Raw genomic sequence first — 25,537 nt, forward strand, 5'->3', positions numbered from 1 at the left:
ACGGGATCCCGAAGCCACCGGCGGACCTGCCCCTGTGCCGCAGCATGGCGCGCGCAGCCTTGTCGGCCAATATTCCACGAGAAGCCGAAGCTGCCGAGAAGCTTCGCATCTGTCTGCTGGATTTTCTGACCTGTGCGCTGGAGTCACGCGACCTGCCGATTTCCGGCCAGGCGATCCGCTTCGCGGCGATGGAGCAGGGATCGGCACCGGTTCTATTTACCGATCATCGCGTGCCAGTGCCCCAGGCGGCCTTCGCCAATGCGGTCATGGGTCATGGCCTGGTTCGGGAGGATATGCATACCGGCAGCGTCAGCCACATGGGCGTCGTCATCATGCCGACCTTGCTGGCCTTGGCGGCACGTCGACCCATTAAGGGGCGCGATTTCATTCGCGCCGCCATTTTAGGCTATGAGGCAGGGGGGAGATTCGGGCGCGCGCTCATCAATGCCGATTTCGCGCGTTTCTTCCGTCCCACCGGATTTGCAGGGCCGGTAGCCGGCGCCATTGCCGGTGGCAGCCTGATGGGATTGAGTGAAGACGAAATAACAAGTGCCCTATCTCTTGCCGTGAATACTATGAGCGGGCTGAATGAATGGCCGGCAACGGGCAGTGATGAGATGTTCTTTCATCCGGGCTTCGCCGCGCGCAATGCCGTGACAGCGGTGGAGCTAGCGGCGCTCGGTGCCCGCTCGTCCGAGCGCGCGCTGGATGGGGCGGCCGGTCTGTTCGCAGCCTATCGCCCTGGCCTGCCACTGCCAGAGATTGCATTTTTCAGCGATGGCACGCCAGAGCTGCTGACGGTCTATAACAAGCCGGTTCCTGCCTGCAATTATGCCCAGACGCCATGCCAGGCGATGCTCGCTTTGGCACGGCAAGACGGCGTGCGGCCGGATGACGTGACAGAAATCCTTGTGCGAGGCACGAGGGCGATGAAACTTTATCCTGGCTGTGACTATGCGGGCCCATTCGGTCGCATCCTGCAAGCCAAGATGAGCATTCATTTTGGTGTGGCTGCGGCCTTGGTTCATGGCGGTGTCACAGAACAGAATTATCGTGTGCTTGATGACCCGGCGATCATGCGTTTGGCACAATGTCTGACGGTGGAGGAGGGGGCGGAGTTTAACGCCGCCTATCCGGCACAGCAGGGGGCATCCGTCGAAGTCACGCTGAAGGACGGCAGCACGCGCAAGCGCAGTCTGGCGGATGTCGTGCCTGCTACGCCGGAAGGCGTGTATGGCCGCTTTCGCGAGGCCGCGACGACAATTCTTGGTGTTGGTCGGGCATCCAAACTGGAAGACGCGGTCGCACGCCTGGAGACGCTCGAGGATGTCAGTATCCTTGGCACAATGACACAAAGCTAGATCATGGAGAGTATGATGAACAAGGACATGTTCGAAAAGGGCCTTGAGATCCGCAAGTCTGTACTCGGGGCGGAGTTTGTTGAAAATTCCCTCAAGACGGCTGACGATTTCAATATGCCGATGCAGGAACTGACGACGGAATATTGCTGGGGCACTGTATGGGGACGCGAAGGGCTTTCCCGGAAAACCCGCAGCATGCTCAATATTGCCATGCTGAGCGCTCTCAACCGTCCGCATGAGTTGAAGATGCATCTGAAGGGTGCACTCAAGAACGGTGTCACAAAGGACGAGATTCGGGAAATCCTCCTGCAGGTCGCGATCTACTGCGGCATTCCGGCCGGCGTGGATTCCTTTCGCATCGCACGAGAAGCCTTTGCCGACGTCGCCAAGGCTGCCGAATAACCTGCCTCGGCCAGAGCTTCGGCATGACCGGAGTTCTGGCCGCCCATCTATCATGAGGCGTGCTGACGATGCCCAATGAATTGCCAAAATACGAGCTTTACGCCATTCGATATGCAACCCGCGAAGGCCGGCGCGCTGACAGTTTTATCGGTGGCGATCCGCATGACGGACCGATGCGGATGGATTACTTCATGTGGGTCGCCATCGGCCCCGAGCGAAGTTTTGTCATCGATTCTGGTTTCACCGCGGAGATGGCGGTCAAGCGAAAGCGTGAATTTTTGCGCTGCCCGGTTGAAGCCCTTGAATTGCTCGGTTTGTCTGCGGCATCAACCAAGGATGTCGTTCTGACCCATCTCCATTATGATCATGTCGGCAATTTCGCGAAATTTCCTGTGGCGCAGTTTCACCTTCAGGAGCCTGAAATTCACTTCGCGACCGGTCGCTATATGCGCCATCATTGCATCAATCACTCCTTTGAAGTTGAAGATGTCGTTGGCATTGTTCGGCTGAACTATGGCGGACGGGTGACCTTCTACAGAGGCAATGAAGAACTCGCGCCGGGGATTACCCTACATCTGGCGGGCGGGCATTCCGGCGGCCTCCAGTTTCTGCGCATCCATACGCAACGTGGCTGGGTCGTACTGGCCTCCGATGTGCTGCATTATTTTGAGAATATGGATAGCGGTCGGCCCTTCACGACCGTCTTCAATATTGGCGATGCCGCAGAAGCCTTTGACCTTGTCCGCCGCCAGGCGCCGAGCCGTGATCACATCATTCCGGGCCATGATCCTCTGGTGATGGATATGTATCCGCCTCCGCGGCCCGATCTCGCCGGGATTATTGCGCGACTAGATGTCCCGCCCGTCAAATAAGTAAAAAAAGAAAAGCAAGGAAATAGTCCGGTGTCATACTCCCAGACTTTAGCGGTCGGGGCAGCCGACCAGACGATGGACGAAAAAAGAAGAAGCGCTGTCAAAGGCGCCTTTTTCTCGGAATTCATCGATATGTTCGACATCTACCTTCCTGTTGTGGTGCTGTCGCCGGTTCTGTTCTTCTTTCAGCCGAGGCATCTCTCGCCGGGAGTGGAAGCGATCCTCGCCTCTCTAGTTTTTATTACGACGCTGCTTGGCCGTCCTGTGGGTGCGCTGCTCTTCGGAATGATCGCCGACCGCATCGGTCGCCGCATGGCGTCGATCTACTCTGTATCCGGTTTTGGAATCATAACTTTTCTGATCGCGCTCCTCCCTGGATATAATAGCATCGGTATCAGTTCCTACTTTCTTCTTGTGGCCCTTCGCTTTCTCGACGGCATCTGCCTTGGTGGCGGTTATACGGGTGCGATGCCGCTGGCCATCGAGTATTCACGCAAAGATCAGCGCGGCTTTGTCGGTGGTCTGATCATTGCCGGCTTCCCGGCGGCTTATGTGACGATCAACCTTATTGCCATGCTCATGTTCGCGCTTTTTCCTTTGCATGGTTTGGACTCGCCCTACGCTCGATGGGGCTGGCGCATTCCCTTCGTGATCGGCGCGATCCTCGCCGGCTTCCTGGCTTTTTACTATATTTTTAAGGTCTCCGAATCCGAGATCTGGAAAGCCGAGATCGGCGAGCGGCCGGAGAAGTTGCCGTTTATGGATCTGCTGCGTGGCAAAAGTGCACGCAACCTTGCGCAGGTCCTCATTCTGATGAGCGGATTCTGGCTGACCCAGAATATCATCACGATTTTTGTGCCGACAACATTGCTGAGCCGCTTTCTACATCTGTCCCATTTGCAGCTGACCTCGACGCTGTTGATGTCCTATGCGGTACTTTTCTTCAGCTATATCGGGTCGGGCCTGATCGGGCAGCGCATCGGCCGCCGCCGCTTCTTTGTGGTAATGGGCCCTGTTATCGCGACAGTCGGGGCTGGGATCCTCTATGTGTTGGTGAGCACAGACGGGTTGAGTCTGCCGGTGATCATGCTGCTGGTTTGCGCATTGTCTGTCATCGTGACATCGCCCTGGGGCGTGATTGTCACCTATATCAATGAAAGATTTGTCACAGACGTGCGCGCGACCGGATTTGGGGTCGGTTTCAGCCTTTCCGTCATTATTCCGTCCTTTTACGCCTTCTACATGAACTGGCTGAGCGCACTCATGCCGTTCCACCTGACGCCAGTCTTTCTGCTTTGCATCGGTGGTTTGATCGGCATGGTCGGTGCCCTAATGGGGCCAGAAACCAGGGATGTGGATTTCTGACTCCAACCGTCTGAGCGACAAATCGAGCCAGTTTGACGCAAGAGATTGAGGAAATGAGATATGCTTGAAACGGTGACCAAGCTGCCGCTGAAGGATTCGTCGCTTCTGCGGCAGGCCAATCTGCTGGATGGGGCCTGGGTGCAGGCCGATAGCGGCAAAACGATTCGTGTTACCAATCCGGCAACGGCCGAGGTGATCGGTCTTATTCCTGCGATGGAGACCGCAGAGACGAAACGGGCCATCGATGCGGCCTATCGTGCGCAAAAAGTCTGGGGTGCAATGCTGGCCAAAGACCGCAGCGCCGTCCTGCGAAAGCTCTTTACCTTGATGATGGAAAACCAGGATGACCTCGCCATCATCATGACGGCAGAGCAAGGCAAGCCGCTTGGGGAATCGAAGGGCGAGATCGCCTATGCGGCGAGCTTCATAGAATGGTTTGCCGAGGAAGCTAAGCGTGTCTACGGCGATATCATTCCTGAACCAGCGCCGAACCGCCGCATATTGGTGACGAAAGAGCCGATCGGCGTCTTTGCGGCCATCACGCCCTGGAATTTTCCGGCTGCGATGATTACCCGAAAGGCAGGTCCGGCCTGGGCCGCAGGCTGCGCCGGTGTCATTCGTCCAGCCACCGAGACCCCCTTCTCGGCGCTGGCTCTGGGCGTGCTCGCGGAACGCGCAGGCCTGCCGGCCGGTGTCTGCAATATCCTGACCGGCCCGGGGCGTGTAATGGGGGCTGAACTGACGGGCAATCCGAAGGTCAGAAAGCTGTCCTTCACGGGTAGCACAGAGGTAGGGGCACAATTGCTGGCACAATGTGCGCCGACGATCAAGAAAACGAGCATGGAACTGGGTGGTAACGCGCCGTTCATTGTCTTTGACGATGCTGATCTTGATGCCGCCGTGCAGGGGGCGATGGTCTCTAAATTTCGCAATACCGGCCAGACTTGCGTCTGCGCCAATCGTATTCTGGTGCAGGACAGCGTTTTCGAGGTATTTGCTGAGAAGCTGAAGGTTGCAGTCGAGGCTTTAAAAGTCTCCAATGGCATGGAACCGGGAGCGACACAGGGGCCGCTGATCAATCCAGCAGCGGTCGAGAAGGTGGCGGAGCATATCGCCGATGCTGTCAGCCGTGGCGCACGTATCGTCACAGGTGGTAAGCCGCATGCGCTTGGCGGCAATTTCTTCGAACCCACGGTGCTGGCTGATGTGCCGCGCGCGGCAAAAATCTTTGGTGAGGAGACTTTCGGTCCGGTGGCGCCCCTGTTCCGTTTCAGCACGGAGGCGGAGGCAATTCAACTTGCCAATGATACCGAGTTTGGCTTGGCATCCTACTTCTACGCCCGCGATGTCGGACGTATCTTTCGCGTGTCAGCGGCATTGGAATACGGCATTGTCGGTGTCAATGAAGGGATCATCAGCACGGAAGTCGCACCTTTCGGCGGCGTGAAGTCTTCGGGTCTCGGCCGCGAGGGCAGTAAATACGGTATCGAGGACTATCTCGAAATCAAATACATCGCCCTCGGCGGCCTGGGGCAATAATCGCTTCACAATGAACCTAATAAAAGCCCGAAAGGGCCAGTAGAGAGTAAGATGAACGTCATTTATGATTTTACCGGTAAAACGGTGCTGATTATCGGCGGCACGACTGGCATTGGCCGCGCGACGGCTTTGGCTTTCGCGAAAGCCGGGGCCAATCTTGTGGTTGCCGGCATCGGCGCCACGCAGGGCGAGAGCTTGGTCGCGGAGGTTACCAACTCAAGCCAGGCGCAAATCGAATTTGCGGAAGTCGATGTCAGGGTTGAGGCTCAGGTCAAAGCCCTGGTCGAACGGGCGGTTGCGCGATTCGGCGGTATTGATGTCGCTTTCAATAATGCTGGCGTTCCAGGCAAGACAGCGCCCATCCAGGATCTGGAAGAGAGTGATTTTGACTATATTCTTGATATAAATCTGAAGGGCATTTTCTTCGGGTTGAAATATCAGGTTCCGCAAATGCTGGCACAGGGCGGTGGGGTTATTGTCAACACGGCCTCCCTGTTCGGTGTCATGGGCTATGCGACGACCGCGACCTATTGCGCGTCGAAATGGGGTGTTATCGGCTTGACCAATTCCGTCGCGCTTGAAGTGGCCAAGTCGAATATCCGCGTCAATGCCATCGCGCCAGGCTCCACCATGACACCGCTGCTAAGTGGCATGTTCGGTGGGGAGCAGACGGCACGCGACAAGGTAACGCATCTGATCCCCATGGGCCGTATCGCCGATCCCAAAGAGATTGCGCAGTTGGTTCTGTTTTTATCTTCTGATGCGGCATCATATATCACAGGGCAGGCGGTTGTTGTCGACGGTGGTGGATTTGTGCCGGGAGGTTGAGGTCATATCATGGGATGGTTTAACGATAACCCGGCAGTCCTTCTGGCCATTGAGCAATAAAGGCGGAAAATTCCAAATTTATGCGAATCTGACCGGCCGATCACGGAAGCCAGCGCCTATCTTTTAGATGAGCCAACGCTGGCCTACGTTTTGGCAATGTGGCCCGCCTTTGATCACCGTCTCGAGATAGCAAGGTCAACTCGCAGCACTTCTGATGTTGGCAGCGACTGGCAGCCGCAGCGCTCAGGACCATCCGGCTTTTGGGACAGCCTGCGCTGACCAAGCGGCTGCCTTTGACCGAGTTGAGTCCGCGCGAACACCTCACAGAGCGCTGCATTATTATCACCATTTGCGTGCCAGCACGGAAGCACTCGGGGCTGCTTGTCAAGTAGCGACAGCCACTCTTCACGAAGGCCATAGTGAGACGGCTTTGACCTTCTTGCGAGAGGGATTGCGGCAGCTGCAACTTGCGGCAGGTGCGCTGCCAGGTTTCAAGATGGTCGCCTTTGGCCAATCATTCTGCGCCACTCGCGCTTCAATCACTGGGTAAAACAAGAGAGCATCCATGGCTGACTACTCGATTTGGGTTATGGAATCGCGATGGTCAGATAGGAAAGCTTGTTGTTTGCAAAGGATGCAATGATTAATGCAGCAGGCGACGAATATCGGCGCGTGGTGCCGCCGCATGAGGAGCAAGTCGGCGCGGTGCTTCCTTCGCGTGCCACCAGGACTGGTTTGCGCATTACTGAAATTGCACTCGGACAAGGTGAGACAAGCCTCACTACATGAGCAGGATGCGTTTCGGCCGCAGGCGACCTTGGAACCAAAATCGACGACGCCCTGCGGCTTCGGATCTCAATAGCTGTCGCCGTACCCCCCTTCGCCGCGGTGATCATCCTCACCCCCAGAACGGGCTAGGTCGCCTGATGGCAAACCAAGGATGCACATGCCACCGATTGTCGCTTCAGCGCTTTGCATCAAACCACGCGGGTTGCGGACCAAAGCCCAAGGCGAAAAAGTGGATGACTTGAAGGAGATCTCGACTAAGCTCGCCGCAATACGGGTCCTCAGCATGCGTTTTCGTGGGCTTCTGACGCGCGGCAATATTGAATTGTTGAATACTTGGCTACAGGACGCAGCCTGCTTCGGCATTCATGCGATGCGACAGTTTGCAGCGACGTTTCGCCGAGACATTGGTGCCGTCCGCGACGCCATCCTGGATCCTTGGAGCAACGGTCAGACAGAGGGGCAAATCGACCGCCTAAAACCCTCAAGCGTGCATTGCATGGTCTTGCTAGCGTCAAGTTGCTCCGTGCGAGGATGCTTACCCTTTATACAACTTAACATCACATCCTTGAGCCAGACCCCCACACTATGAGGAAGACCGGCGGATCGTGTTCACGACGATATGACAATGGGCGTGTTCACTTGATAATGCCAATTTTCTTGCGGTCAATCGTCACGAAAACAGCGCAGATCAAAACAGCTCCTTTGATAATGTTTTGTAGGTAGGGATCGACACCCGCCATATTCATTCCGCTTGAAAGCAATGTGATGATCAACACGCCCAGCATGGTATTGATGATGCTCCCAAGGCCGCCTGTCAGTGGCGTTCCGCCGACGACGACGGCAGCGATGACATCCAGTTCAAGGCCTAGCCCGAGCTGCGAGGTGGCTGCCATTGTCCGAGCCCCTTGCAGCAGGCCTGCCATTCCAGCCAAGGTGCCTAGCAGGACGAACATCATTATTTTGACGCGTGTGACGGCTATACCGGTCAGGATCGAGACGCGTTCCCCGCCGCCAATGGCACGAACCTCGCGGCCAAAAACCGTGTAGTTGATGATGCACCAGGCAAGCACCGCCAAGGCGAGGCCGATCATGACGGAATGTGGGATGCCCCACGAATAGTCTGAATATGTCCAGAGAAATCCGTTATCGTCGATCGACACCGGCGCGCCGCGCGTGAAATAGAGGACAAGGCCGCGATAGACGACCATGGTGCCCATCGTCGCGATGAAGGAGGGCACTTTGCCGACGGCCAGCAGAAGCCCATTGATAAGCCCGCAGACCGCTCCGGCGGCGATGGCGGGAATGATCGCCCAGATGCCTAGTGTGTCTGCTGTCAGTGCGGCAACTAGGGCCGAGACAGCGACGATCGCCCCGACCGAGATATCGATCGATCCGGCCATGATAATGAAAGTCATGCCGAGTGCGGCGACGAGCAGAACCATACCTTGTTCGAGCACCGTGGAGAGATTGTCGAGAGACAGGAAGCGCGGCGACATGATCGTGAAAATAGCGATCAGGATGACCAAAAAGATGAGGGGAAAGCCACGGCGAAGCTGATCCACCTGGATTCTGCGGTGCCACGGACTTTGGGGAACCTTGTCGCCTACGGCGGTCGTGGTGCTGACTTCATTCATCTTGCTGCCTCAGGTCATATACTGAACGACGTCATGTTCTTCGATGCCGCTGACCGAAGCGAATTCGTGCGCGACCACGCCCTGGCGAAGAACGATCAGTCGGTCCGACATGCCGATCAATTCCGGCATGTCCTCCGACGACAGAATGATGGCGAGACCTTCGGCCGCTTTCTGTCGGATGAGCCGGTAGATTTCGACCCGCGCGCCGACATCCACGCCGCGCGTCGGATTGTTCAGAAGCAGTAGCGCGGGCTGTACGGCCAAGCATTTTCCGAGCACCACCTTCTGCATATTGCCTCCCGACAGCGAGCGACAAGGCGAGTCGGCGCTGGCGGTACGGATGCCGATCTGCTTGATCAGATCGTTGGATATTGTCCGTGCCCTCGATCGGTCGAAGAATGGGCCGCGTGTGGGTGGCCGCGCCATCACCAGATTGTCGAGCACTGAAAAGCCGGCGATTAACCCCTCATTGCCGCGATCACCCGGCAGATGCGCGATGCCACGCTGCCAAGCGCTGCGAGGGTTGCTGGGGGGATAGGGTGCGTCGTTCATGTCGAGCGACCCTTGACGCAAGGGCTCGTCGCCGACGATGCCGGCGAATAGTGCTTCCGCTCCCGCGCCTTTCAGCCCGGCGAGACCAAGGATTTCGCCGCGTCCCACAGTCAGGCTGATGTCGTTCAACTCTCGGCCGACCGCTAGTTGCTTGGCCTGCAGAACGATCGGGACCTGGATATCGGCGCGCTGAGGGTGCGGGGGATAGGTGCCGTGTGACAGATCGCGCCCGACCATAAGACGGTGAATTTCGTTCGCCTCGATTTCGCTGGCGGCAAAAGAGCCAACAAACTGTCCGTCCTTGAGGATCGTCAGATCGTCTGCGGCGGCCAGAACTTCGCTAAGATGGTGGGAAACGAAACCGATGGTCATGCCCTGAGATTTCAACTCCTGCATGACGGTCAGTACGGCATCGACTTCGCGGTGGTCGAGATAGGCCGTCGATTCATCAAGCAGCAGGGTTTTGGGGTTGGATGAGATTGCCCTGGCGATCTCGATGCATTTGAGCTCGCCGAGATTGAGCCGGTCGATATTGGTAGAGACGGAGATTTTGACGCCGATGCGATCGAGAACGGCCTGGGCCAACTCGGCCATCCGCCTGCGCTTCATGATCCCGAAAACCCGGGCATGGCTACGCAGATTCCCGATGAAGACATTCTCGGCAATGTTCAGTGACCGGTTGATCGTGATTTCCTGATGCACGAGCGCGACGCCGCGCGCGGCAGCCTCGACGATCGACTGCGGTGCATAAGGTGCGTCGTCCAGCGTCATGTGGCCGCTATCCGGCCGCACAGCGCCCGCCAGCATCCGTAAAGTTGTTGACTTTCCGGCGCCGTTTTCGCCGACGATGGCGTGAACCGTGCCCGCACGAAGAGTAATTGACACGTCGCTGGCCGCTCGTGTTGGTCCAAATTGCTTGTAAAGATGACTAGCCAAAAGAGTCATGAACCGAACCGCCGATTTGGCCGCGTCGCCGGGCGAGATGAGCCTGACGACGCGGCCTTGCTTATTTTTAGCTGGAGTAGTGCAACTCGTAGGCTGGTGAGGGCGCGTTCTTGTTATAGACTTTGGAGTGCGCCTTGAAATCGTAAGAAGGCTGTCCGCCCGGATAGTCTTTCACATAGCGATCAACATCCGCTTTCGTCATCGGCAGCAGCTTCAGCTTGATGGTCGCGTCGCTGGCCGGAAGTTTGATGCCGTGAATATAGTCATACATGATCACGAGCGCGATCCCACCTTGGACCCAATGGCCGCCGATATCGTAAAGCTGTTCGCCGCTTTTGACTTCATCGACGTTTTCTGGGTTGAGATCCATGGCAGAGATCAGGACGTCCTTGCCAGGAACTTTGCCTTTGCTTTTCAAGGCGGCGATGACGCCCATCGCTTCGGCGTCATTGCCTGCCCAGACGCCAGTAATTTCGGGATGGCCCTGATACAGTGCCTCGAAAGCCGTCTGGGATTGATCGCGCACGAAGTTGCCGTCGACTTCACCGGCAATCTGAACATTGCCGTCTTCGGCGATAGCTTTTGCGAGACCTTTGCGGCGGTCGATGGCGACAGACGTGCCGGCGGTGCCGTTGACCACGCCGATCACCTTTTTGCCGTTCGGGCCAGGTTTCATTTGCGCCAAAAGTGCTTTGCCCATGCGGTATCCTGCATCCTCATCGCTGGGGCCGACGAACGCAATATAGTTAGTGTATTTCCCCGTTTGTGGTGAGAACTTCGGATAGCTATCCGTTAAAATAACGGGAATGTTCTTCCGCTTGGCATAAACGATCGTCGGTGCGCCTGTGGACCAATAGCCCACGGATATGATCCCATCAACTTTGCGCGCAATGAGATCCTGAATATTTTGGATCATCTTGTCGGGGTTGTTGTCGGCATTGAGCACAATCAGATTGACGCCAAGCTGCGCCGCCCCAGTCTTAAGGAAACTGATATCTTTGTTCCAGAACTGTGCGTCCAGCGTCGGGACGACGACGCCGATCGTGGGTAGAGTTGCAGCCATGCTAGCGGCGGAAAAGCCGAGCGTGACAGTTGCCGTAGCTAGGGCAAGTCTAAAACGAGGCAAGCGGGGCATGATTCGTTTCCTTTATGGTTCTTCTTGAGAGCGCACACCGTTTGGCTTGCGCTCCTTATTGTCGTTCAGCTTCGCTCTTCCGCTTCGGCTGGGTGCTATCGTCCCTGCATATAGACGACATGGGTTTCCATGAACTCATACAGCCCATGCTTGCCGTCCGCGCCACCGATTCCCGACTGCCGACGCCCGGCATGAAAGCCTTGCATCGCCTCGAAACTTTCTCGGTTGATATAGGTCTCGCCGAATTTCAGTTCACGGCTTGCCTTAAGGGCAGCATTGATATCGCGAGTGAAAATCGCCGAGGTCAATCCATAGTTGGAATCATTGGCCAGTGCGATCGCTTCGTCCACGTCGTTGACGGACTGGATGGGCAAAACGGGACCGAAGATTTCCTGCCGCATGATGTTCATCTCGGCACGGCCGCCGGTAATGATGGTCGGCTCAAAGTGAAAGCCTTGGCCCAGGTCGGCGATTTTGCCACCACAGACGATCGTGGCACCGTCTTTCTTGGCTTGCTCAACCGCCGCATTCACCTTGTCGAGCCCAGCCTGATTGATGAGAGGGCCCATGGCCACGTCGCTTTCCGTCGAAGGGTCGCCGTAACGCGTCGCCTCGAACAGAGCTTTAAGCCTTGCCACCAAGGCGTCATGCGCTGGGTGCTCGACATAGACCCGCTCGGTGCAGTTGCAGACCTGGCCCGTGTTGATGATGCGCGAGTCGTAAATGGCTTTGGCTGCCAGGTCGAGATCCGCGTCGGCCAGAACGATCGTCGGTGCCTTGCCGCCGAGCTCCAGATTAACACGGGTTAAATTGCGGCTGGCTACCTGCATGATATGCGATCCGGTCTTGACGCTCCCGGTGAAGGTAATGAGATCAACGTCCGGATGGCTGATCAGCGCTTCACCGCAGGTCGCACCGCGACCGCCGACGAGATTGAACACGCCGGGGGGAAGATCGGTCTCGGCCACCAATTCGGCAAAAGCAAAGGCGTTGAGCGGCGTCTCTTCGCTTGGCTTGATGACGATGGTATTGCCTGTCACCAAGGCAGGCGCCAGTTTTCGCGCGATCAAGAAAAATGGAAAATTCCATGCCAATATGCCGGCGACGACGCCGATGGGCTTTCGGAGCAGCAATACTGTCTCGCCCGGCCGGTCGCTGGTCAGCACCTCGCCTTCGATCCGGCGGGCCCATTCAGCCATGTAGTCAATGTAATCGGCCGCGAAATCCACTTCGATCTGCGCCAGGCTGCGAATCTTGCCTTGCTCGCGGACGATGAGATCGGCGAGGTCCGTGCGGCGCTCGCGCAGCTTTGCGGCGATGGCTCTGAGATGCTTCGCACGCTGGATAGCCGGTGTTTTTTCCCAGTCGGACTGGGCTTTGCGTGCAGCGCTGACGGCGTCCGCGACCGCCGCCGCGTCGCTATCGGGAATATGGCCCAGCAGCGCGCCCGTGGCCGGGTTGGTCACCGCGATCTTGCCGGAGGTATTTTCGATGAAGCGTCCGCCAACGAAGTTCCGATAGTCATGGCTGCTATCGGCATAATATTGAGGTAAATAGTCCGGCGCGGCTTTGGCACTCATCAACCGTCTCCCTTGGCCGGACTGCACTTGTCCGTTTTATGCCTTGGGATGACCTTGCCTCGTCCCGCCTCAAGCGTCATCAGGTGGCGCAAGGGTGGAACTCTGGAGTGGGTCAATTATGAGCCACATCGGGGCGGCTGGTGTTGCGGAAGCGCCTGAAGTGATGCCGTCAGACGGGACGGCGTAGGTCGTATTGTTTGACCTTGCGCTTCATCGTCGCGCGGCTGATTTCGAGAGACTTCGCAGATGCGGAAATATTGCCTTTGCTGCGCGCCATGGCGCGTCTAAAGGTTCCGCGCTCCGCCTTTGCAATTGTATCGTAGCCAACCATGACGGCACTCTGAAGATCTGCCGCAGGAATACCATCACGCAAGGCGTTGTCGGAGACGCCCAGGATCTGTCTGGCTCCGCGTGTCGCGCCCAGAACCATGTCGTCTTCGTCCACCGCGATAAGTCCAACGCAGGCTCTTGTTGCATCGGGCACGGAGATCAGGCGCATATTCGGGAAAGCCTGTCGGAAATGTGCAGTCTCGATCTGCCAGGCGGCTTCGCGCACGGCAAAGGTCAGCAGGCCGATCAACCCCTCCGACGGCGCGCCACCGTAATAGGCGACGTCCAGCGCTGCCGCCAATTGGCCGCGATGATCGAAAATCGGCGCGACGACACAGCTGAGTTCGACATCGCGAGCGTGAAAATGATCTTCGCGCTGAATCGCCAGTTCACGCTTTTCGATCAGGCAGGTGCCGATTCCGTTGGTACCTTCGTGCTGCTCGCTCCAGTCGACGCCGGGCCATAGGCCGAGATGACGCAGATCCTCGACATCGGCATCGCGCCCCCGCCAATGGGCCGGAACGCCATCGAGGCCGGCGAGAAGGATGCAGCAGCCCATGCCGGACACGACCGATTGCAGACGGTCAAGCGTCGCCGTGGCTGCAAACAGCATCGGTTCCAGGCGCTCGGCGGAGTCTTTCATTTCAGGGCCAGACAAGATGCGGCGCGGAACCTTTCCGCTCGGATCAAGACCATAGTTGAAGGTGCAGCGGCGCCAGGAAGCGACGATGGACGACCGCGTAGCCTCATCGGAATTGACGGCAGTCCGGACGCGCTGGATGTGTTTGCCGATCGTATAAGTCATGTATCCATCCTGTGCCGGCGTCAAAATTGCCTTGTCGCATCTGCCCGGCGGACATTTGTTCAAGAAACTAAATCACGCCGTTGCAATTGCTCTACAATCCGCTTCGCGGGCGGCGTTACAGGGTCAACGGCAATCGCGCATCTGTTCGGCACTTATCCTCTTGATTGCGCTCAGCCTGTGCAGATCACGTTTCCATTAAGGATCACATGTCGAAGATCTTGTCGTGTCAAGCCGGCAATAGGCAAGGGCCTTTTATTCCGTCGGCGCTACTCCCGCAGCGACCGGGTTTCCCTTGTCGTGCATCCTGTGTCTATCATGCTTGGGGGAAATGGCGGTGCACACAGGACGCGGCAGCAATAGCGTCGTGGTTCCGCCATCAAGGGAGCAGGCCATTGCCGCAAGATAAGATCGCACTGTCCTTTGGACGGACGCCGCTTGAGATCACGCCGCCAAGCGGCTGCCTGCCCACGATCATCCGTAAAGCGGCGATGACCAAACTGGCTGACGGTGCCGCTGCCATCCGTCGGGCCTTCGATGCGCCCATCGGTTCGACCAAGCTCTCTGACCTTTCGAGAGGAAAAACAAGCGCCTGCATCCTGATTTGCGATATTACGCGCCCGGTTCCCAACGGGCTGTTTTTGCGGCCGATGATTGAGACCATGGTCGCTGCGGGCGTTCCGCTCTCCGCGATCACCGTTCTCGTCGCGACCGGGCTGCATCGTCCGAACGAAGGCGCTGAACTGCAGGAATTGGTTGGCGACCGTTGGGTTCTTGATCATGTGAGCGTTGAAAATCATTTTGCGCGGGATGACGCAGCCCATATAGACCTTGGGACGACGGCCACGCGCGGCACTCCAATCGGTATCGATCGCCGCTTTGCCGAAGCCGATCTGAGGATCGCGACCGGTCTGGTGGAGCCGCATTTCATGGCCGGCTGGTCGGGCGGTCGGAAGGTTGTGGCGCCTGGCGTCGCGCATCACACCACCATCCGCACGTTTCATTCCGCGCGGTTCATGGAAGATCCCCTGGCGGTGCAATGCAATCTGACCGGCAACCCCTTGCACGAGGAACAACTTGAGATCATTCGCCGCTTGGGGGACGTTTACGCCCTGAATACGGTTATCGACGAAGATCGGGATCTGGTTCACGTGACGTTTGGGGAGATCATCGCCAGCCATCTGGCGGCGGTGGATTTCATTGCGGGCGTCACCCGGATCGCGGTGCCGCGCCGCTTTAAAACGGTCGTCACATCCTCGGCCGGCTATCCGCTCGACAAGACCTATTATCAGACGATCAAGGGCATGGTGACGCCGCTGGACATTCTGGCGCCCGGCGGTACGCTGATCATCGCCTCGCAGTGCTCGGAAGGTTTCGGGTCACCGGAATTCCGTGAGGCGCAGGAGCGCCTGACGGAATTGGGGCCCGAGCGCTTCCTGGCGACGCTGACCGCCAAATCCCTCGCCGAGATCGATGAATGGCAGACGGAAATGCAGCTGAAGGCGACCCGCCTTGGCCAGGTTGAGCTTTATACCGAAGGCCTGACCGATGAGGAAAGGCGAATCACCTGTGTGACTCTGTCGGCCGATATCCATGCCTCCATTCTGGCCAGCATGGCCCGGCACGAAGATCCACATGTCGCCTTCATTCCCGAAGGTCCTTACGTTGTTCCAGTCTATGTGCCGACGGCCGGAGATCTTGCGGCTTGAGCAAAACGGCGATCATGCTCGATGCGGTCGGCGGTGTCGCCGGCGACATGTTCGTTGCCGCAATGCTGGATGCGCTGCCGGCCCTTCGCGATCGGGTTATGGCGGATGCCTTGGCCGTCCTGCCGGCAGGCGTAGGCGTGCCAAGGCTGGAAGCGGGGATGAGCAGCGGCTTGTCTTGCCTGCGCTTTGGTCTGACGGAAACAGGGCACTACCACCATGACCGCCACGCATCGCATTTCACCGATATGGTGGCGCGGATCGAGGCTGCGCCCCTTTCTGTCGGCACGGGTGCCGAGGCGATTGCCATCCTGCGCCTGCTGGCGGAGACGGAGGCGGCCATTCATGGCGTTCCGGTGGAGGCTGTGCATTTCCATGAAATCGGCGACTGGGATTCCCTGATGGACGTGGTGGCCGCCGGCAGCATTGCGGCCGCGCTACCCGGGGCGGACTGGGCCGTGTCCGATCTGCCACGTGGCGGTGGGCTGGTGCGCACGGCGCATGGACTGCTGCCAGTGCCGGCACCCGCGACCGCGCGGCTGCTGACCGGCTTTGCTTGGCGCGACGACGGTGTCAGCGGGGAGCGCGTCACGCCGACAGGAGCCGCGATCTTGCGCCATTTGGTGTCCGTGCCCGCGGTCGCGGGCCAGTTGCAGGCCAGCGGAACCGGTGCCGGCACGCGCACATTGCCGGATATGCCGAACATCTTGCGGGCAATGGTGTTGGATACGGTTGCGCCGGGTCATGGGGAAGAGATTCTCGTCCTCAGCTTCGATATCGACGACATGACCGGTGAGGAGATCGGGATTGCCGCAGACCGTCTGCGCGCCTCGGCCGGGGTGCGGGATCTCGTCATCAGCACCGCCATTGGCAAGAAAGGGCGCTTGGTGAATGTCTTCCGCCTGATGCTTCTGGCCGAGGATCAGGCGGTTGTGGCAGCAGCCTGTTTCTCCGAGACCTCCACCATCGGTCTGCGCTGGCATGTGGAGCGGCGCAAGACGCTGCCGCGTCATGCGGTCAATGTGGATGGGGTGAGGGTCAAGGCCGTGACGCGTGGCGACGGGGTGAGCCGCAAGGCCGAGAGCGACGATCTCGCCAGCGGAACAACTTTGGAAGAACGGCGGGCCGCGAAGCGTCGGGCGGAGGAGGGCTGATGCTGGAGGCTGTGCTTGACCAATATGAAGGCCTTGCCGTCGCCGTCAGCGGCGGCGTTGACAGCATGACGCTGGCCCATGTGGCGCATCGGCGCTTGGCCGATGTCATCATGGTCCATGCTGTCTCGCCGGCGGTACCGGATCATGCGACCGCCAGGGTGCGCGCGCATGCGGCACGGGAAGGCTGGAACCTGATCGTGACCGGTGCGGGGGAGTTCGGCGATCCGCGCTATCGCCTGAATCCGGTTAACCGCTGCTACTTCTGCAAGACCAACCTTTATGCGCGGATCGCCCAGGTAACGGATAAGACGATCGCCTCAGGCGCCAATCTTGACGATCTCTCCGACTATCGGCCGGGCCTGACGGCTGCCGCCGAGCATGGGGTTGTGCATCCCTATGTTCTGGCTGGCATGAACAAGGTCGCCGTGCGGGCATTCGCACGCAGCTATGACTTGGCTGAGATCGCTGAACTTCCAGCTCAACCTTGCCTTTCCAGTCGCGTGGAAACGGGCCTCGCGATCCGTGCCGAGGATCTGGCCTTCATCGATCGGATGGAACGCCTGCTGGCGGCGACGTCGCCCAAGACGGCAAATATTCGCTGTCGGATCACCCACGCCGGCGTGGTGATCGAAGGCGATCCAGGTCTTGATGAAGCGGTAGCGAAGGCACTATGCCTGGACGAGGGGCGTTCCTACGGGGGCTTGCGTCCCTATAGGCGTGGCGCCGCTTTTTTGCATGAGGTGACATGAGTTTCGTTCTAGACTGGGAGCGTACTGGCCGCACGGGCGTGGCGGAGGCCGTATTGTGCGACAGCAAGCTGCCTGAACAGATCGCAGCCATTCTGGATCAGGCGATTGCCGACCGACGCCGCCTGTTGTTAACCCGATTGCGCCCGGATCAGTTTCACGCGCTGCCCCATTCCTGCCGCTCTGGTCTCGATTTTGATCCGTCATCGCGTACCGCTATCCTCGGTGCGCCGAGGCCGGGTAGGGAGCCGAAGACAGGAGCGGTGATCGTCGCGGCCGGCACCTCCGATTTGGCGGTCGCGAGCGAAGCGGCAAGGACGCTCAGCTTTCACGGCTATGCGGCGCCGGTCATCGCCGATGTCGGGGTGGCAGGCCTGTGGCGGCTGATGGCGCGACTAGAGGAGATCCGGACCGCCCGAGTGGTGATTGCCATCGCTGGCATGGAGGGTGCCCTGTTTAGCGTGCTCGCGGGACTGGTGGAGGCACCAGTCATCGCCCTGCCTTCGTCTGTCGGTTATGGCGTGGCGGCGAATGGACAGGCAGCCCTTCATTCTGCCTTGGCGAGTTGTGCACCGGGGGTGTTGGCGGTCAACATCGACAATGGGTTCGGGGCAGCCGCGGCAGCGATCAAGATTTTGAACCTTTCAAGCTGATGTTTGCAGGCCGGACGCGCGCCTACGCTTATACGGTGCCTGCCATGGCAGCCTTCGACGCGAGCGATCCCTTGGCGGCCATGGTAGGAAGGTGGCTTTGGCATCCGCTTCCTTCTTCCAAGAGACGATGCCCACTGGAACAAGCGCCATCACTGCGTCGGAAAGGGAATTGACATCGACGATGCTGTTGCCACTGTTTTACGATCGAGGGGTCAGTAGCAGGAAACAACAGTGCCGAACGGATTTTGGAAAGCCAGAAAGCCGTTCGCGTAATCTTAAGCAGTTTAAGTGACGATGGTGATGTCTGCAGATGGTCTCATGATTGAATGCAAGACATTCCCGTAGCCATAACGTTTTCTTTTTCGGAATCTGTAAATATATCACAATTAATCAGGGACACGAGAAGAATTATTACTATAAGTTATTAGAGAAATACAATAGAACGTTAAAAAACTCGACGTCTGAATTCAACGGTTGTTGTGTCGTTAAAAAATTTCATAGTGTTTCTAGGTCTGTATCGAGCTCGTCAGGCCCAATGCTGTCCCAGTAGATTGTCTGGTTGAGAGCGTAGCGGAGGTCGTGAAAGCGAGAATCATCACTCCCGTGCTCGACGAACTTTCGAGACGAAATATCGTTGGATATGGGCGTTATATCGAATAAAAATCCCAGCTGATCGCGAACAACCGAATATGCGGTCAGTGAGAGTGCTTTATCGACGAGCCAACCTCGCACGGCAGTGGATCCTGGATGCGCAATAACCCACATATCGACGTTGCCATGCGGGTCATTGCGATGGGGCTTCCAATAGTTCAACGAAACAGGGCGATAGGGAACAGGAACGGCATCAACGAGCCGCCGCACAATCTCAGCCGCATATTCCGTCTGGTTCACTTTGGTATCTCCCCTTCTTGATCCTTTACGAACGGATCTTTTTTAACCGACGATCCATTGGAACAGGGACGCCTTGGATCGACTATGCTAACTTGAACTACTATCGTCTAGTAACTTTAGGCGTGTGCCGACGCCTTTGGATCGGTGGCGTCTTGTTCCGTGTCAGCGGGGATGCATCGACGCCAGTTTTCGATAGCGGTCGCGGCTTGCCAGAAGATGTTCCCGTACACAGCGACGGGCAGACTCAACGTCGCCTTTTCTTACCGATTCAAAGAGAAGTCGATGCTCTTTCTGGACCTGACTGACATAGAAGCGCCGCTCATCTGGAGTTTCAAGGCCAAATCGAATGGTCTGCCGCGGAATGATGACGGGTCCAAGAAACTGTATGAACCGTTTAAAATAGGGATTCCCAGTCGCTGCCGATATCGCGCAATGAAAGTCGAGATCTTCTTTGACGGCAGATACCCCTTTCGCTATCGCCTCGTCGATTTTCTCCAAGGTCCGGTTAATCTCACAGAGATCGTTATCGGTGCGTCGCTCGGCCGCGAGCCCGGCGGCTTCGACTTCGACTGCCAAGCGTAGTTGAAGGACATTCTCAATTTCAACGAGCGACTGCACTTCTTCGGTCACGATACGGAACGGGCGTGCCGCAGTGTGATCTGCCACAAAAACACCCGCGCCCTGGCGGCTTACGATAAGACCTTCTGTGCGGAGCGTTGCCATAGCTTCCCTGACAACGGTGCGGCTTACGCGATACTGCGCGATCAGTTCTTGCTCCGTCGGAAGTTTTTGGCCTGGCTGCAAACGTCCGCCACGGATGTCCTTCCCAATCCGCTCGGCAAGTTGCGCGGTGCGGGTGGGGGAGGGAGGGATCCGAAGGTCTTGAACCGGTAATTCAGGCATAGTCCGTTCCTAGAGGTAACCCTTGTCTTCCGATTAGACCAGGAATTGTCAATATTTATGCGCCAACCGGCACCCTGACGTCGATCAAACCTTCCGACTTGAGTTCCAGCCAGAAATCTAAAGGCACGGGATGGCGCACATAACGCGCATTCGCCGACAATTCTTCCACGGACCGGGCACCCGGAATGATACTGGCCACTACCGGATTCAGAAGCGGAAACTGTAAGGCGGCGGCCTGAAGCGGAATGCGATAGCGGTGGCAGACAGCTTCGATGGCCGCGACCTTCCGTTTGATCGCCTCGCTCGCAGGCCGATAATCATATGTCGAGTCAGGGGTAGCGCCAGTTGCAAGAATCCCGGAATTGTAAGGGCCGCCGACGATCAGGCTAATGCCATTCTTTTCACAAAGCGGCAGAAGCCGATCCATCGAATCTTGATCGAGCAAGGTATATCGGCCTGCCAGAAGAAAGTAATCGAAGTCTCCGGCTTCAGCGAAATCGCATAGCATTTGCCATTGATTGATGCCGACGCCTATTGCCTTAATAACGCCTTGCGAGCGGAGCTCAGCAAGTGTCGGAAACGCACCATCCATCGCCGCCTTGAAATGGCTTTTGCTAAATGGATCGATGCCAGCGCTAACATCGACGGCTTCATCAGGGTCATGGATCGCAAGCATATCGATATAAGAGGTTTTTAGCCGATTGAGGCTTTTTTCGATGCCACGCAGTACGGCGTCGCGCGTGTAGTCAAAATCGGCGCGCATGGCCGGCGGTTCGGCCCAAAGTTGCGGCTTGAGTTCAGCCTGCGGAATGGGCACCAGACTGTATCCGACCTTGGATGAGACAACAATTTCAGAGCGTTGCAGGTCATGAATGCCTTCTCCAAGGCGCGTTTCGCTTAGGCCGAAACCATAAACGGGCGCAGTGTCGAAGTAGCGTACGCCGACATCGATGGCCGTGCGAACAGTCGCCGTAACGTCCTTTGGGTCCATGGGGCGATACATGTTGCCGAAAGGGGTGCCACCCAACCCAAGTTCAGTCACATGGAGATCTGTCTTCCCGACCGCACGGGTAGCAAAGCGTTCGCTCATTTTTTCTTCTTTCGTCCCTCGCGGCCTTGCCAGCCGTCATCTAAATCAACATTGACATAAAATTTGTCATATTACAATATGACCGGATTACAGGGGCGGGTGGCGTCGTCAGCGCCAATTCTGACTCCAAAGAAAAAAAGAAACGGGAGGCTCGGATGGATCGAGACGATGATCTTGGCATCGGCCAGGCAATGATGAGGGATATGGGCCGGCGATCGGCTGCACGCATCTTGGCGGCGGCGGGCGTGGGCGCGATCGGTGTCGCTGGCGCCGCCGATAAGGCGCTCGCGCAGTCGGGGCCTTATCCTGGTCTGCCCAAGAAGCCCTTCAAATTCGTCTTTGTATGTCATGTAACGTTGGATCAGTTCTTTGTTCCCGCCCAATATGGCATTCAGGACGCTTGCGCGGCCTTTGGGTGCCGTTATCAATGGACGGGTTCTCAGAACAATGTCGTCTCTGAGATGGTCAATGCGATGGAAACGGCCATCGACGAAAAGGCTGACGGAATCGCGGTATGCCTCGTTGACCCGACAGCGTTTGACGCCGCGACAGCACGCGCGGTTGCGGCCGGTATTCCGGTCGTCGCGTTCAATGCCGACGTGCCTAGAGGAAGCCCCAATAAGCGCCTGTCCTATATCGGCCAGCCTCTTTTTGCTGCTGGGTATAATATCGCACAGAAGTGGCTGAAAATGGTGCCCAAGGGCAGTCACGTGATGCTGTCCATTGGGATGCCCGGTTCATTGAACGAGCAGCCGCGACTTGACGGTTATATCCAGTGCATCAAGGACAACGGCAATCCAGTTACTTACGATGTCATCAATACTGGCGTCGACGCCGCAACCGAAATCTCGCGTATCGGAAGCTATGTGCTGAGCCACAAGAACGTCGCCGGCATCTTCACCACGGGCGGCTCTGACACCTACGCTGCCGGCTTCGTTTCAGCGCAATATGGCCTGGCCAAGAAAGGTGTGATTGTTGCAGGCTTTGATCTGTTCCCACAAACCCTCGGCTATATCAAATCCGGGGACATGACCTTCACGACCGATCAGCAATCCTATCTGCAGGGATTCCTGCCGGTGCAACAAATGTACATGTGGAAGCTGTCGCAGGGATTAGTGGGCACCGCCGACACCAATACCAGCGAAGCCTATGTGACCAAAGACAATATCGATCAGTATTTGGGCAAGTCGCGCTTCGAAGGGACGGCGCGCGCGGAACCCGTCTGAAATCGGGCCTGACGTCTTTTGCTCTGCCGGAAATTTAGTCGAGGCGGGGCCGGACGGTCGCTCGATCAAAAGAAATCACGGTGATGATTAGGAAACGAGGACCGTGGGCATAGTGTCGAATATAAAAAATAATCCCGGCCGCTTGATGAGTGGGAATGGTAAGCGTAGCGTCGGTTTTCATACGCCGACGACGCCTGTCGAGAAGATTCTGGCATTACTATCCCGATACCGGGAGGCCAGCATTCTCGTAGTGGCCATTCTTCTCGTTATCTATTTCCAGATCGGAAGCGACGGTCAATTTCTGACATCACAGTTTTTGAGTGTTGTTCTCCGTGATACCGGACGACTTGGCCTGATTGCGATCGCCGAAGTGATGTTGATGATTACGGGCGAGATTGATCTGTCGGTCAGCAGCGTATTTTCCTTCGCCCCTTATGCCATGGTGCTAATGGCCAATTCGCTCGGTGTACCACTGGTCCTGGCGGCTATCATCAGCCTCGTCATGGGCGTGTTGGTGGGTGTTCTCAATGGTGTGGTTACGGTGCGGTTTCGCGTTCCATCCCTTATCACGACGGTTGGAACACTGTTTTTGTTTCAGGGACTTGTGGTTTGGATCAACGATAGCCAGCCGATTGTGGCGCCCATTCAAGAGCCGTTTAACGCGTTTTTTGGGCAGAATCTGTTTCAGCCGAACGACTCACTATTGTCCTGGCATAGCGTGACGGCCTTCACGCCCTTTCTCTGGACTTTGGCCGCTGTCGTCATCATTGCCCTGGTTTTGAACAGGACCACATTCGGCCTGCATACCATTGCGACTGGCAGCAATATCGTGGGCGCCAGAGAAATTGGCGTCAGAACTGACCGCATCAAAATCTACAACTTCATGCTCGCAGGCGGACTTGCGGCTTTCGCCGGCATCATCAACACAGTTCAGTTTTCATCAGCTGACCCCCAAGCAGGAAGCCCGTTTCTGACCCTGCAAGCGATCGCGGCGGCGGTTATCGGCGGCACATCCCTGCTTGGCGGCTCGGGCACTGTTGTCGGCGCGCTCATCGGCGCCTTTGTCGTGGCAACGCTCAATAACGGTCTTGTCATGGTGGGCGCTCAGGCAACGGTCTCCGATATCTATCTCGGTGCCGCGATCCTGGGGGCGATGATCCTCAATGTTCAAGTCAACCGGCTACGCGCGCGGAGGCGGATCTAATGCTGCACAACACCATTTCACCGCCGCTGAGCAATGATGCGCCGGTCGTGCTTGAAATGTCGCATGTCAGCAAAAGCTTTGGCGCGGTGACGGCGTTGGTCGACGTCAGCGTCAAGCTTCGCAAGGGCGAGGTGCTGGCGCTGGTGGGTGACAATGGGGCCGGAAAATCGACCCTCATCAAAGTACTGTCCGGATACCACAAGCCTGATGCCGGAACGATTACGTCCAAAGGCAGGCCTGTTCGTTTCCAATCGCCGCGTGATGCAAGGGCCGAAGGAATTGAGACGGTCTATCAGGATCTGGCATTGATCGGAGATCTGAGCATCTACCACAATATGTTCATCGGCCGCGAATATCACAAGCGTGTCCTTGGGATGCGGATGCTCGACAATGACAGAATGCGCGGTATGGCGGAAGAATACCTGAGCACCCTCGGCATCAATATTCCCAACGTCAACAGCACGGTTGATCGCCTCTCGGGCGGTCAGCGCCAATGCGTCGCGGTGGCGCGGTCGATCTATTCATCGCCGAGTGTGCTTATTCTGGATGAGCCGCTGGCCGCCCTCGGCGTGCGCGAAAGCGCCCATGTACTCGGGCTGGTTCAAAAGCTAAGGCGCGAGAGAGAGGTTTCGATCATCCTTATCGTCCACAACTACAGCCAAATCTTCGAAGTGTGCGACCGCATCAACTTCCTGCATTCGGGTGAGATTGTCTTGGACGCAGCGACCTCGGATATCACCGAGGAGGAATTGACGCGGACTGTCAAATCCGGCCTCGGCCGGCTTCTGCGCCCGGAGGAACGAGCGGTCCCGATGGCGGCCACGCCATGAACGCCTCTGCGTTCGACAATCATTCCGGCGTCTCGACAACAGTCTGCAAAACGGCAGACACATGGAGTTCGGATCTGTGACCTTTTCTCCGACCGAGTTGGCAACATGCGTGACAAGCGGGCTCCTGTCGTTTCCGGTGACCTATTTCGACGAGTCAGGTGCATTTAACGAGGCCGGCTATCGCGATCATGTTGCGCGCCAGGGTGTTTCGGGAGCGGTAGCCTTGTTCGCGGCTGGCGGAACCGGTGAATTCTTCTCCCTCACAGCCGATGAGTATAAGCGCGTCGTGCGTGCGGCGGCTGAGGAAGTGCCTGAGCGCATGCCGTTATTGGCCGGCGTCGGCTACGGCACAGCCATGGCGGTCGATATGGCTAAGGCCGCTGAAGCGGCAGGTGCCGACGGAATTCTGGTGCTGCCGCCTTATCTCGTCAATTCCGAACAGGAAGGGCTGCGCCGGCATCTGGAAGCCGTTTGCCGGGGCGTGGGGATTGGCGTCATCGCCTATAATCGTGACAACGCCGTCTATTCCGCCGAGACGCTTCTGGCGGTCGCAGAGCGCTGCCCTAATCTGATCGGCGTCAAAGACGGCGTGGGCACGACGGAGATGCTCGTTAATCTTCGCTATCGTCTCGAAGATCGCTTCATTTTTATCGGTGGCATGCCAACGGCGGAAGTCTATGCCAGTGCCACACCGAACGCGGGCATTTCGACTTACTCCTCAGCCATCTACAATTTCGCACCGGAAGCAGCACTTGCCTTTTTTGAGGCATGGCGCGCTGGCGAACACAGCATCGTCGATGAGCAGATGCGGCGTTTCTTTCTCCCGTACCTGGCTATCCGCAACCGGCGTGCGGGTTATGCGGTCTCCATCGTCAAGGCCGGCGTTCGCATTGGGGGCAGCCAATGCGGCGCAGTGCGGACCCCTTTGCTTGATCTGACGGTACAAGAGGAGAGATCCTTGAGGCAGCTGATGGAACAATGCGGCATGCCGGTCGGCTAG

Annotated in this window: 23 protein-coding genes; 15 read left to right on the forward strand and 8 right to left on the reverse strand. The window is 57.5% G+C overall.

What is annotated here, in order from left to right:
* The 7 genes from ASILVAE211_RS21280 to ASILVAE211_RS26525 form a co-directional block, all read left to right on the forward strand.
* Nucleotides 1-1,361: MmgE/PrpD family protein (locus ASILVAE211_RS21280; protein WP_227323382.1), on the forward strand; the 1,361-nt coding region annotated here is incomplete at its 5' end.
* A gap of 15 nt (nt 1,362-1,376) precedes the next feature.
* Nucleotides 1,377-1,763, forward strand: coding sequence for a carboxymuconolactone decarboxylase family protein (locus ASILVAE211_RS21285; protein ID WP_227323383.1), 387 nt, complete (start codon nt 1,377-1,379; stop codon nt 1,761-1,763).
* 68 nt (nt 1,764-1,831) lie between these two features.
* Nucleotides 1,832-2,635: an N-acyl homoserine lactonase family protein gene (locus ASILVAE211_RS21290; protein WP_227323384.1), complete on the forward strand. Its 804-nt coding sequence runs from the start codon at nt 1,832-1,834 to the stop codon at nt 2,633-2,635.
* A 30-nt stretch (nt 2,636-2,665) separates the two neighbouring features.
* Nucleotides 2,666-4,000 (forward strand): MFS transporter, encoded by a 1,335-nt coding sequence (locus ASILVAE211_RS21295; protein ID WP_227323385.1) that lies wholly within the window; start codon nt 2,666-2,668, stop codon nt 3,998-4,000.
* A 60-nt stretch (nt 4,001-4,060) separates the two neighbouring features.
* The gene (locus ASILVAE211_RS21300; protein ID WP_227323386.1) at nt 4,061-5,539 is read left to right on the forward strand and encodes an NAD-dependent succinate-semialdehyde dehydrogenase; all 1,479 of its coding nucleotides are present in this window, start codon (nt 4,061-4,063) and stop codon (nt 5,537-5,539) included.
* Between the two features lie 51 nt (nt 5,540-5,590).
* Nucleotides 5,591-6,367, forward strand: coding sequence for an SDR family NAD(P)-dependent oxidoreductase (locus ASILVAE211_RS21305; protein ID WP_227323387.1), 777 nt, complete (start codon nt 5,591-5,593; stop codon nt 6,365-6,367).
* Between the two features lie 946 nt (nt 6,368-7,313).
* Nucleotides 7,314-7,745 carry a transposase gene (locus ASILVAE211_RS26525; protein ID WP_227323388.1) on the forward strand — a complete coding sequence of 144 codons (432 nt, stop codon included), beginning with the start codon at nt 7,314-7,316 and terminating at the stop codon, nt 7,743-7,745.
* A gap of 46 nt (nt 7,746-7,791) precedes the next feature.
* On the opposite strand, the gene ASILVAE211_RS21315 is transcribed toward ASILVAE211_RS26525, so the two are convergent.
* The 5 genes from ASILVAE211_RS21315 to ASILVAE211_RS21335 all read right to left on the reverse strand — a co-directional run bounded on the left by ASILVAE211_RS21315 (nt 7,792) and on the right by ASILVAE211_RS21335 (nt 14,137).
* Nucleotides 7,792-8,790: an ABC transporter permease gene (locus ASILVAE211_RS21315; protein ID WP_227323389.1), complete on the reverse strand. Its 999-nt coding sequence runs from the start codon at nt 8,788-8,790 to the stop codon at nt 7,792-7,794.
* 9 nt (nt 8,791-8,799) lie between these two features.
* Nucleotides 8,800-10,287, reverse strand: a complete 1,488-nt coding sequence (locus tag ASILVAE211_RS21320) for a sugar ABC transporter ATP-binding protein (RefSeq protein ID WP_227323390.1) — start codon at nt 10,285-10,287, stop codon at nt 8,800-8,802.
* A 67-nt stretch (nt 10,288-10,354) separates the two neighbouring features.
* Nucleotides 10,355-11,422: an ABC transporter substrate-binding protein gene (locus ASILVAE211_RS21325; protein ID WP_227323391.1), complete on the reverse strand. Its 1,068-nt coding sequence runs from the start codon at nt 11,420-11,422 to the stop codon at nt 10,355-10,357.
* 95 nt (nt 11,423-11,517) lie between these two features.
* Entirely contained in the window at nt 11,518-13,002 is a 1,485-nt protein-coding gene (gene aldA / locus ASILVAE211_RS21330) for an aldehyde dehydrogenase (protein ID WP_227323392.1), read from the reverse strand.
* 169 nt (nt 13,003-13,171) lie between these two features.
* Nucleotides 13,172-14,137, reverse strand: coding sequence for a GAF domain-containing protein (locus ASILVAE211_RS21335; protein WP_227323393.1), 966 nt, complete (start codon nt 14,135-14,137; stop codon nt 13,172-13,174).
* 392 nt (nt 14,138-14,529) lie between these two features.
* Between ASILVAE211_RS21335 and ASILVAE211_RS21340 the strand changes: the two genes are divergently transcribed.
* Genes ASILVAE211_RS21340 through larB form a run of 4 tightly spaced genes read left to right on the forward strand, consistent with a single transcriptional unit; the run spans nt 14,530 to nt 18,393 of the window.
* Nucleotides 14,530-15,843, forward strand: a complete 1,314-nt coding sequence (locus tag ASILVAE211_RS21340) for a nickel-dependent lactate racemase family protein (protein WP_227323394.1) — start codon at nt 14,530-14,532, stop codon at nt 15,841-15,843.
* Nucleotides 15,840-16,994 (forward strand): nickel pincer cofactor biosynthesis protein LarC, encoded by a 1,155-nt coding sequence (gene larC, locus ASILVAE211_RS21345; protein ID WP_227323395.1) that lies wholly within the window; start codon nt 15,840-15,842, stop codon nt 16,992-16,994. Before ASILVAE211_RS21340 ends, larC begins: the two co-directional genes overlap by 4 nt.
* Complete coding sequence (locus tag ASILVAE211_RS21350) at nt 16,994-17,743, forward strand: adenine nucleotide alpha-hydrolase family protein (protein WP_227323396.1); 750 nt, start codon at nt 16,994-16,996, stop codon at nt 17,741-17,743. Before larC ends, ASILVAE211_RS21350 begins: the two co-directional genes overlap by 1 nt.
* The gene (gene larB, locus ASILVAE211_RS21355) at nt 17,740-18,393 is read left to right on the forward strand and encodes a nickel pincer cofactor biosynthesis protein LarB (protein WP_227323397.1); all 654 of its coding nucleotides are present in this window, start codon (nt 17,740-17,742) and stop codon (nt 18,391-18,393) included. The genes ASILVAE211_RS21350 and larB overlap by 4 nt, the downstream gene beginning before the upstream one ends.
* A 495-nt stretch (nt 18,394-18,888) precedes the next feature.
* On the opposite strand, the gene ASILVAE211_RS21360 is transcribed toward larB, so the two are convergent.
* The 3 genes from ASILVAE211_RS21360 to ASILVAE211_RS21370 all read right to left on the reverse strand — a co-directional run bounded on the left by ASILVAE211_RS21360 (nt 18,889) and on the right by ASILVAE211_RS21370 (nt 21,277).
* On the reverse strand, nt 18,889-19,284 hold the full coding sequence (locus ASILVAE211_RS21360) for a hypothetical protein (RefSeq protein WP_227323398.1): 396 nt from the start codon (nt 19,282-19,284) through the stop codon (nt 18,889-18,891).
* Nucleotides 19,285-19,446: 162 nt separating this feature from the next.
* On the reverse strand, nt 19,447-20,187 hold the full coding sequence (locus ASILVAE211_RS21365) for a FadR/GntR family transcriptional regulator (RefSeq protein ID WP_227323399.1): 741 nt from the start codon (nt 20,185-20,187) through the stop codon (nt 19,447-19,449).
* A 55-nt stretch (nt 20,188-20,242) separates the two neighbouring features.
* Nucleotides 20,243-21,277, reverse strand: coding sequence for an aldo/keto reductase (locus ASILVAE211_RS21370; protein ID WP_227323400.1), 1,035 nt, complete (start codon nt 21,275-21,277; stop codon nt 20,243-20,245).
* Nucleotides 21,278-21,432: 155 nt separating this feature from the next.
* On the opposite strand from ASILVAE211_RS21370, the gene ASILVAE211_RS21375 reads away from it, so the two are divergent.
* The 4 genes from ASILVAE211_RS21375 (at nt 21,433) to kdgD (ending at nt 25,537) form a co-directional block, all read left to right on the forward strand.
* A complete protein-coding gene (locus ASILVAE211_RS21375; protein ID WP_227323401.1) occupies nt 21,433-22,503 on the forward strand; it encodes a sugar ABC transporter substrate-binding protein in 1,071 nt (356 codons plus the stop codon).
* A gap of 103 nt (nt 22,504-22,606) precedes the next feature.
* On the forward strand, nt 22,607-23,707 hold the full coding sequence (locus ASILVAE211_RS21380) for an ABC transporter permease (protein ID WP_227323402.1): 1,101 nt from the start codon (nt 22,607-22,609) through the stop codon (nt 23,705-23,707).
* Entirely contained in the window at nt 23,707-24,537 is an 831-nt protein-coding gene (locus ASILVAE211_RS21385; protein WP_227323403.1) for an ATP-binding cassette domain-containing protein, read from the forward strand. The genes ASILVAE211_RS21380 and ASILVAE211_RS21385 overlap by 1 nt, the downstream gene beginning before the upstream one ends.
* Nucleotides 24,538-24,613: 76 nt before the next feature.
* Nucleotides 24,614-25,537 (forward strand): 5-dehydro-4-deoxyglucarate dehydratase, encoded by a 924-nt coding sequence (gene kdgD / locus ASILVAE211_RS21390; RefSeq protein ID WP_227323404.1) that lies wholly within the window; start codon nt 24,614-24,616, stop codon nt 25,535-25,537.

The sequence above is a fragment of the Acidisoma silvae genome (genome assembly GCF_020618775.1).
GTDB lineage: Bacteria > Pseudomonadota > Alphaproteobacteria > Acetobacterales > Acetobacteraceae > Acidisoma > Acidisoma silvae.

What these genes read in the sequence shown, in the direction of transcription:
- aldA (WP_227323392.1), bottom strand. Translation starts at nt 13,002, where the DNA reads ATGAGTGCCAAAGCCGCGCCGGACTATTTACCTCAATATTATGCCGAT.
- ASILVAE211_RS21350 (WP_227323396.1), top strand. Translation starts at nt 16,994, where the DNA reads ATGCTGGAGGCTGTGCTTGACCAATATGAAGGCCTTGCCGTCGCCGTC.
- ASILVAE211_RS21320 (WP_227323390.1), bottom strand. Translation starts at nt 10,287, where the DNA reads ATGACTCTTTTGGCTAGTCATCTTTACAAGCAATTTGGACCAACACGA.
- ASILVAE211_RS21325 (WP_227323391.1), bottom strand. Translation starts at nt 11,422, where the DNA reads ATGCCCCGCTTGCCTCGTTTTAGACTTGCCCTAGCTACGGCAACTGTC.
- ASILVAE211_RS21365 (WP_227323399.1), bottom strand. Translation starts at nt 20,187, where the DNA reads ATGCCTGAATTACCGGTTCAAGACCTTCGGATCCCTCCCTCCCCCACC.
- ASILVAE211_RS21300 (WP_227323386.1), top strand. Translation starts at nt 4,061, where the DNA reads ATGCTTGAAACGGTGACCAAGCTGCCGCTGAAGGATTCGTCGCTTCTG.
- ASILVAE211_RS21315 (WP_227323389.1), bottom strand. Translation starts at nt 8,790, where the DNA reads ATGAATGAAGTCAGCACCACGACCGCCGTAGGCGACAAGGTTCCCCAA.
- ASILVAE211_RS21285 (WP_227323383.1), top strand. Translation starts at nt 1,377, where the DNA reads ATGAACAAGGACATGTTCGAAAAGGGCCTTGAGATCCGCAAGTCTGTA.
- ASILVAE211_RS21335 (WP_227323393.1), bottom strand. Translation starts at nt 14,137, where the DNA reads ATGACTTATACGATCGGCAAACACATCCAGCGCGTCCGGACTGCCGTC.
- larB (WP_227323397.1), top strand. Translation starts at nt 17,740, where the DNA reads ATGAGTTTCGTTCTAGACTGGGAGCGTACTGGCCGCACGGGCGTGGCG.
- ASILVAE211_RS21385 (WP_227323403.1), top strand. Translation starts at nt 23,707, where the DNA reads ATGCTGCACAACACCATTTCACCGCCGCTGAGCAATGATGCGCCGGTC.
- ASILVAE211_RS21290 (WP_227323384.1), top strand. Translation starts at nt 1,832, where the DNA reads ATGCCCAATGAATTGCCAAAATACGAGCTTTACGCCATTCGATATGCA.
- ASILVAE211_RS21375 (WP_227323401.1), top strand. Translation starts at nt 21,433, where the DNA reads ATGGATCGAGACGATGATCTTGGCATCGGCCAGGCAATGATGAGGGAT.
- ASILVAE211_RS21370 (WP_227323400.1), bottom strand. Translation starts at nt 21,277, where the DNA reads ATGAGCGAACGCTTTGCTACCCGTGCGGTCGGGAAGACAGATCTCCAT.
- ASILVAE211_RS21305 (WP_227323387.1), top strand. Translation starts at nt 5,591, where the DNA reads ATGAACGTCATTTATGATTTTACCGGTAAAACGGTGCTGATTATCGGC.
- ASILVAE211_RS26525 (WP_227323388.1), top strand. Translation starts at nt 7,314, where the DNA reads ATGCCACCGATTGTCGCTTCAGCGCTTTGCATCAAACCACGCGGGTTG.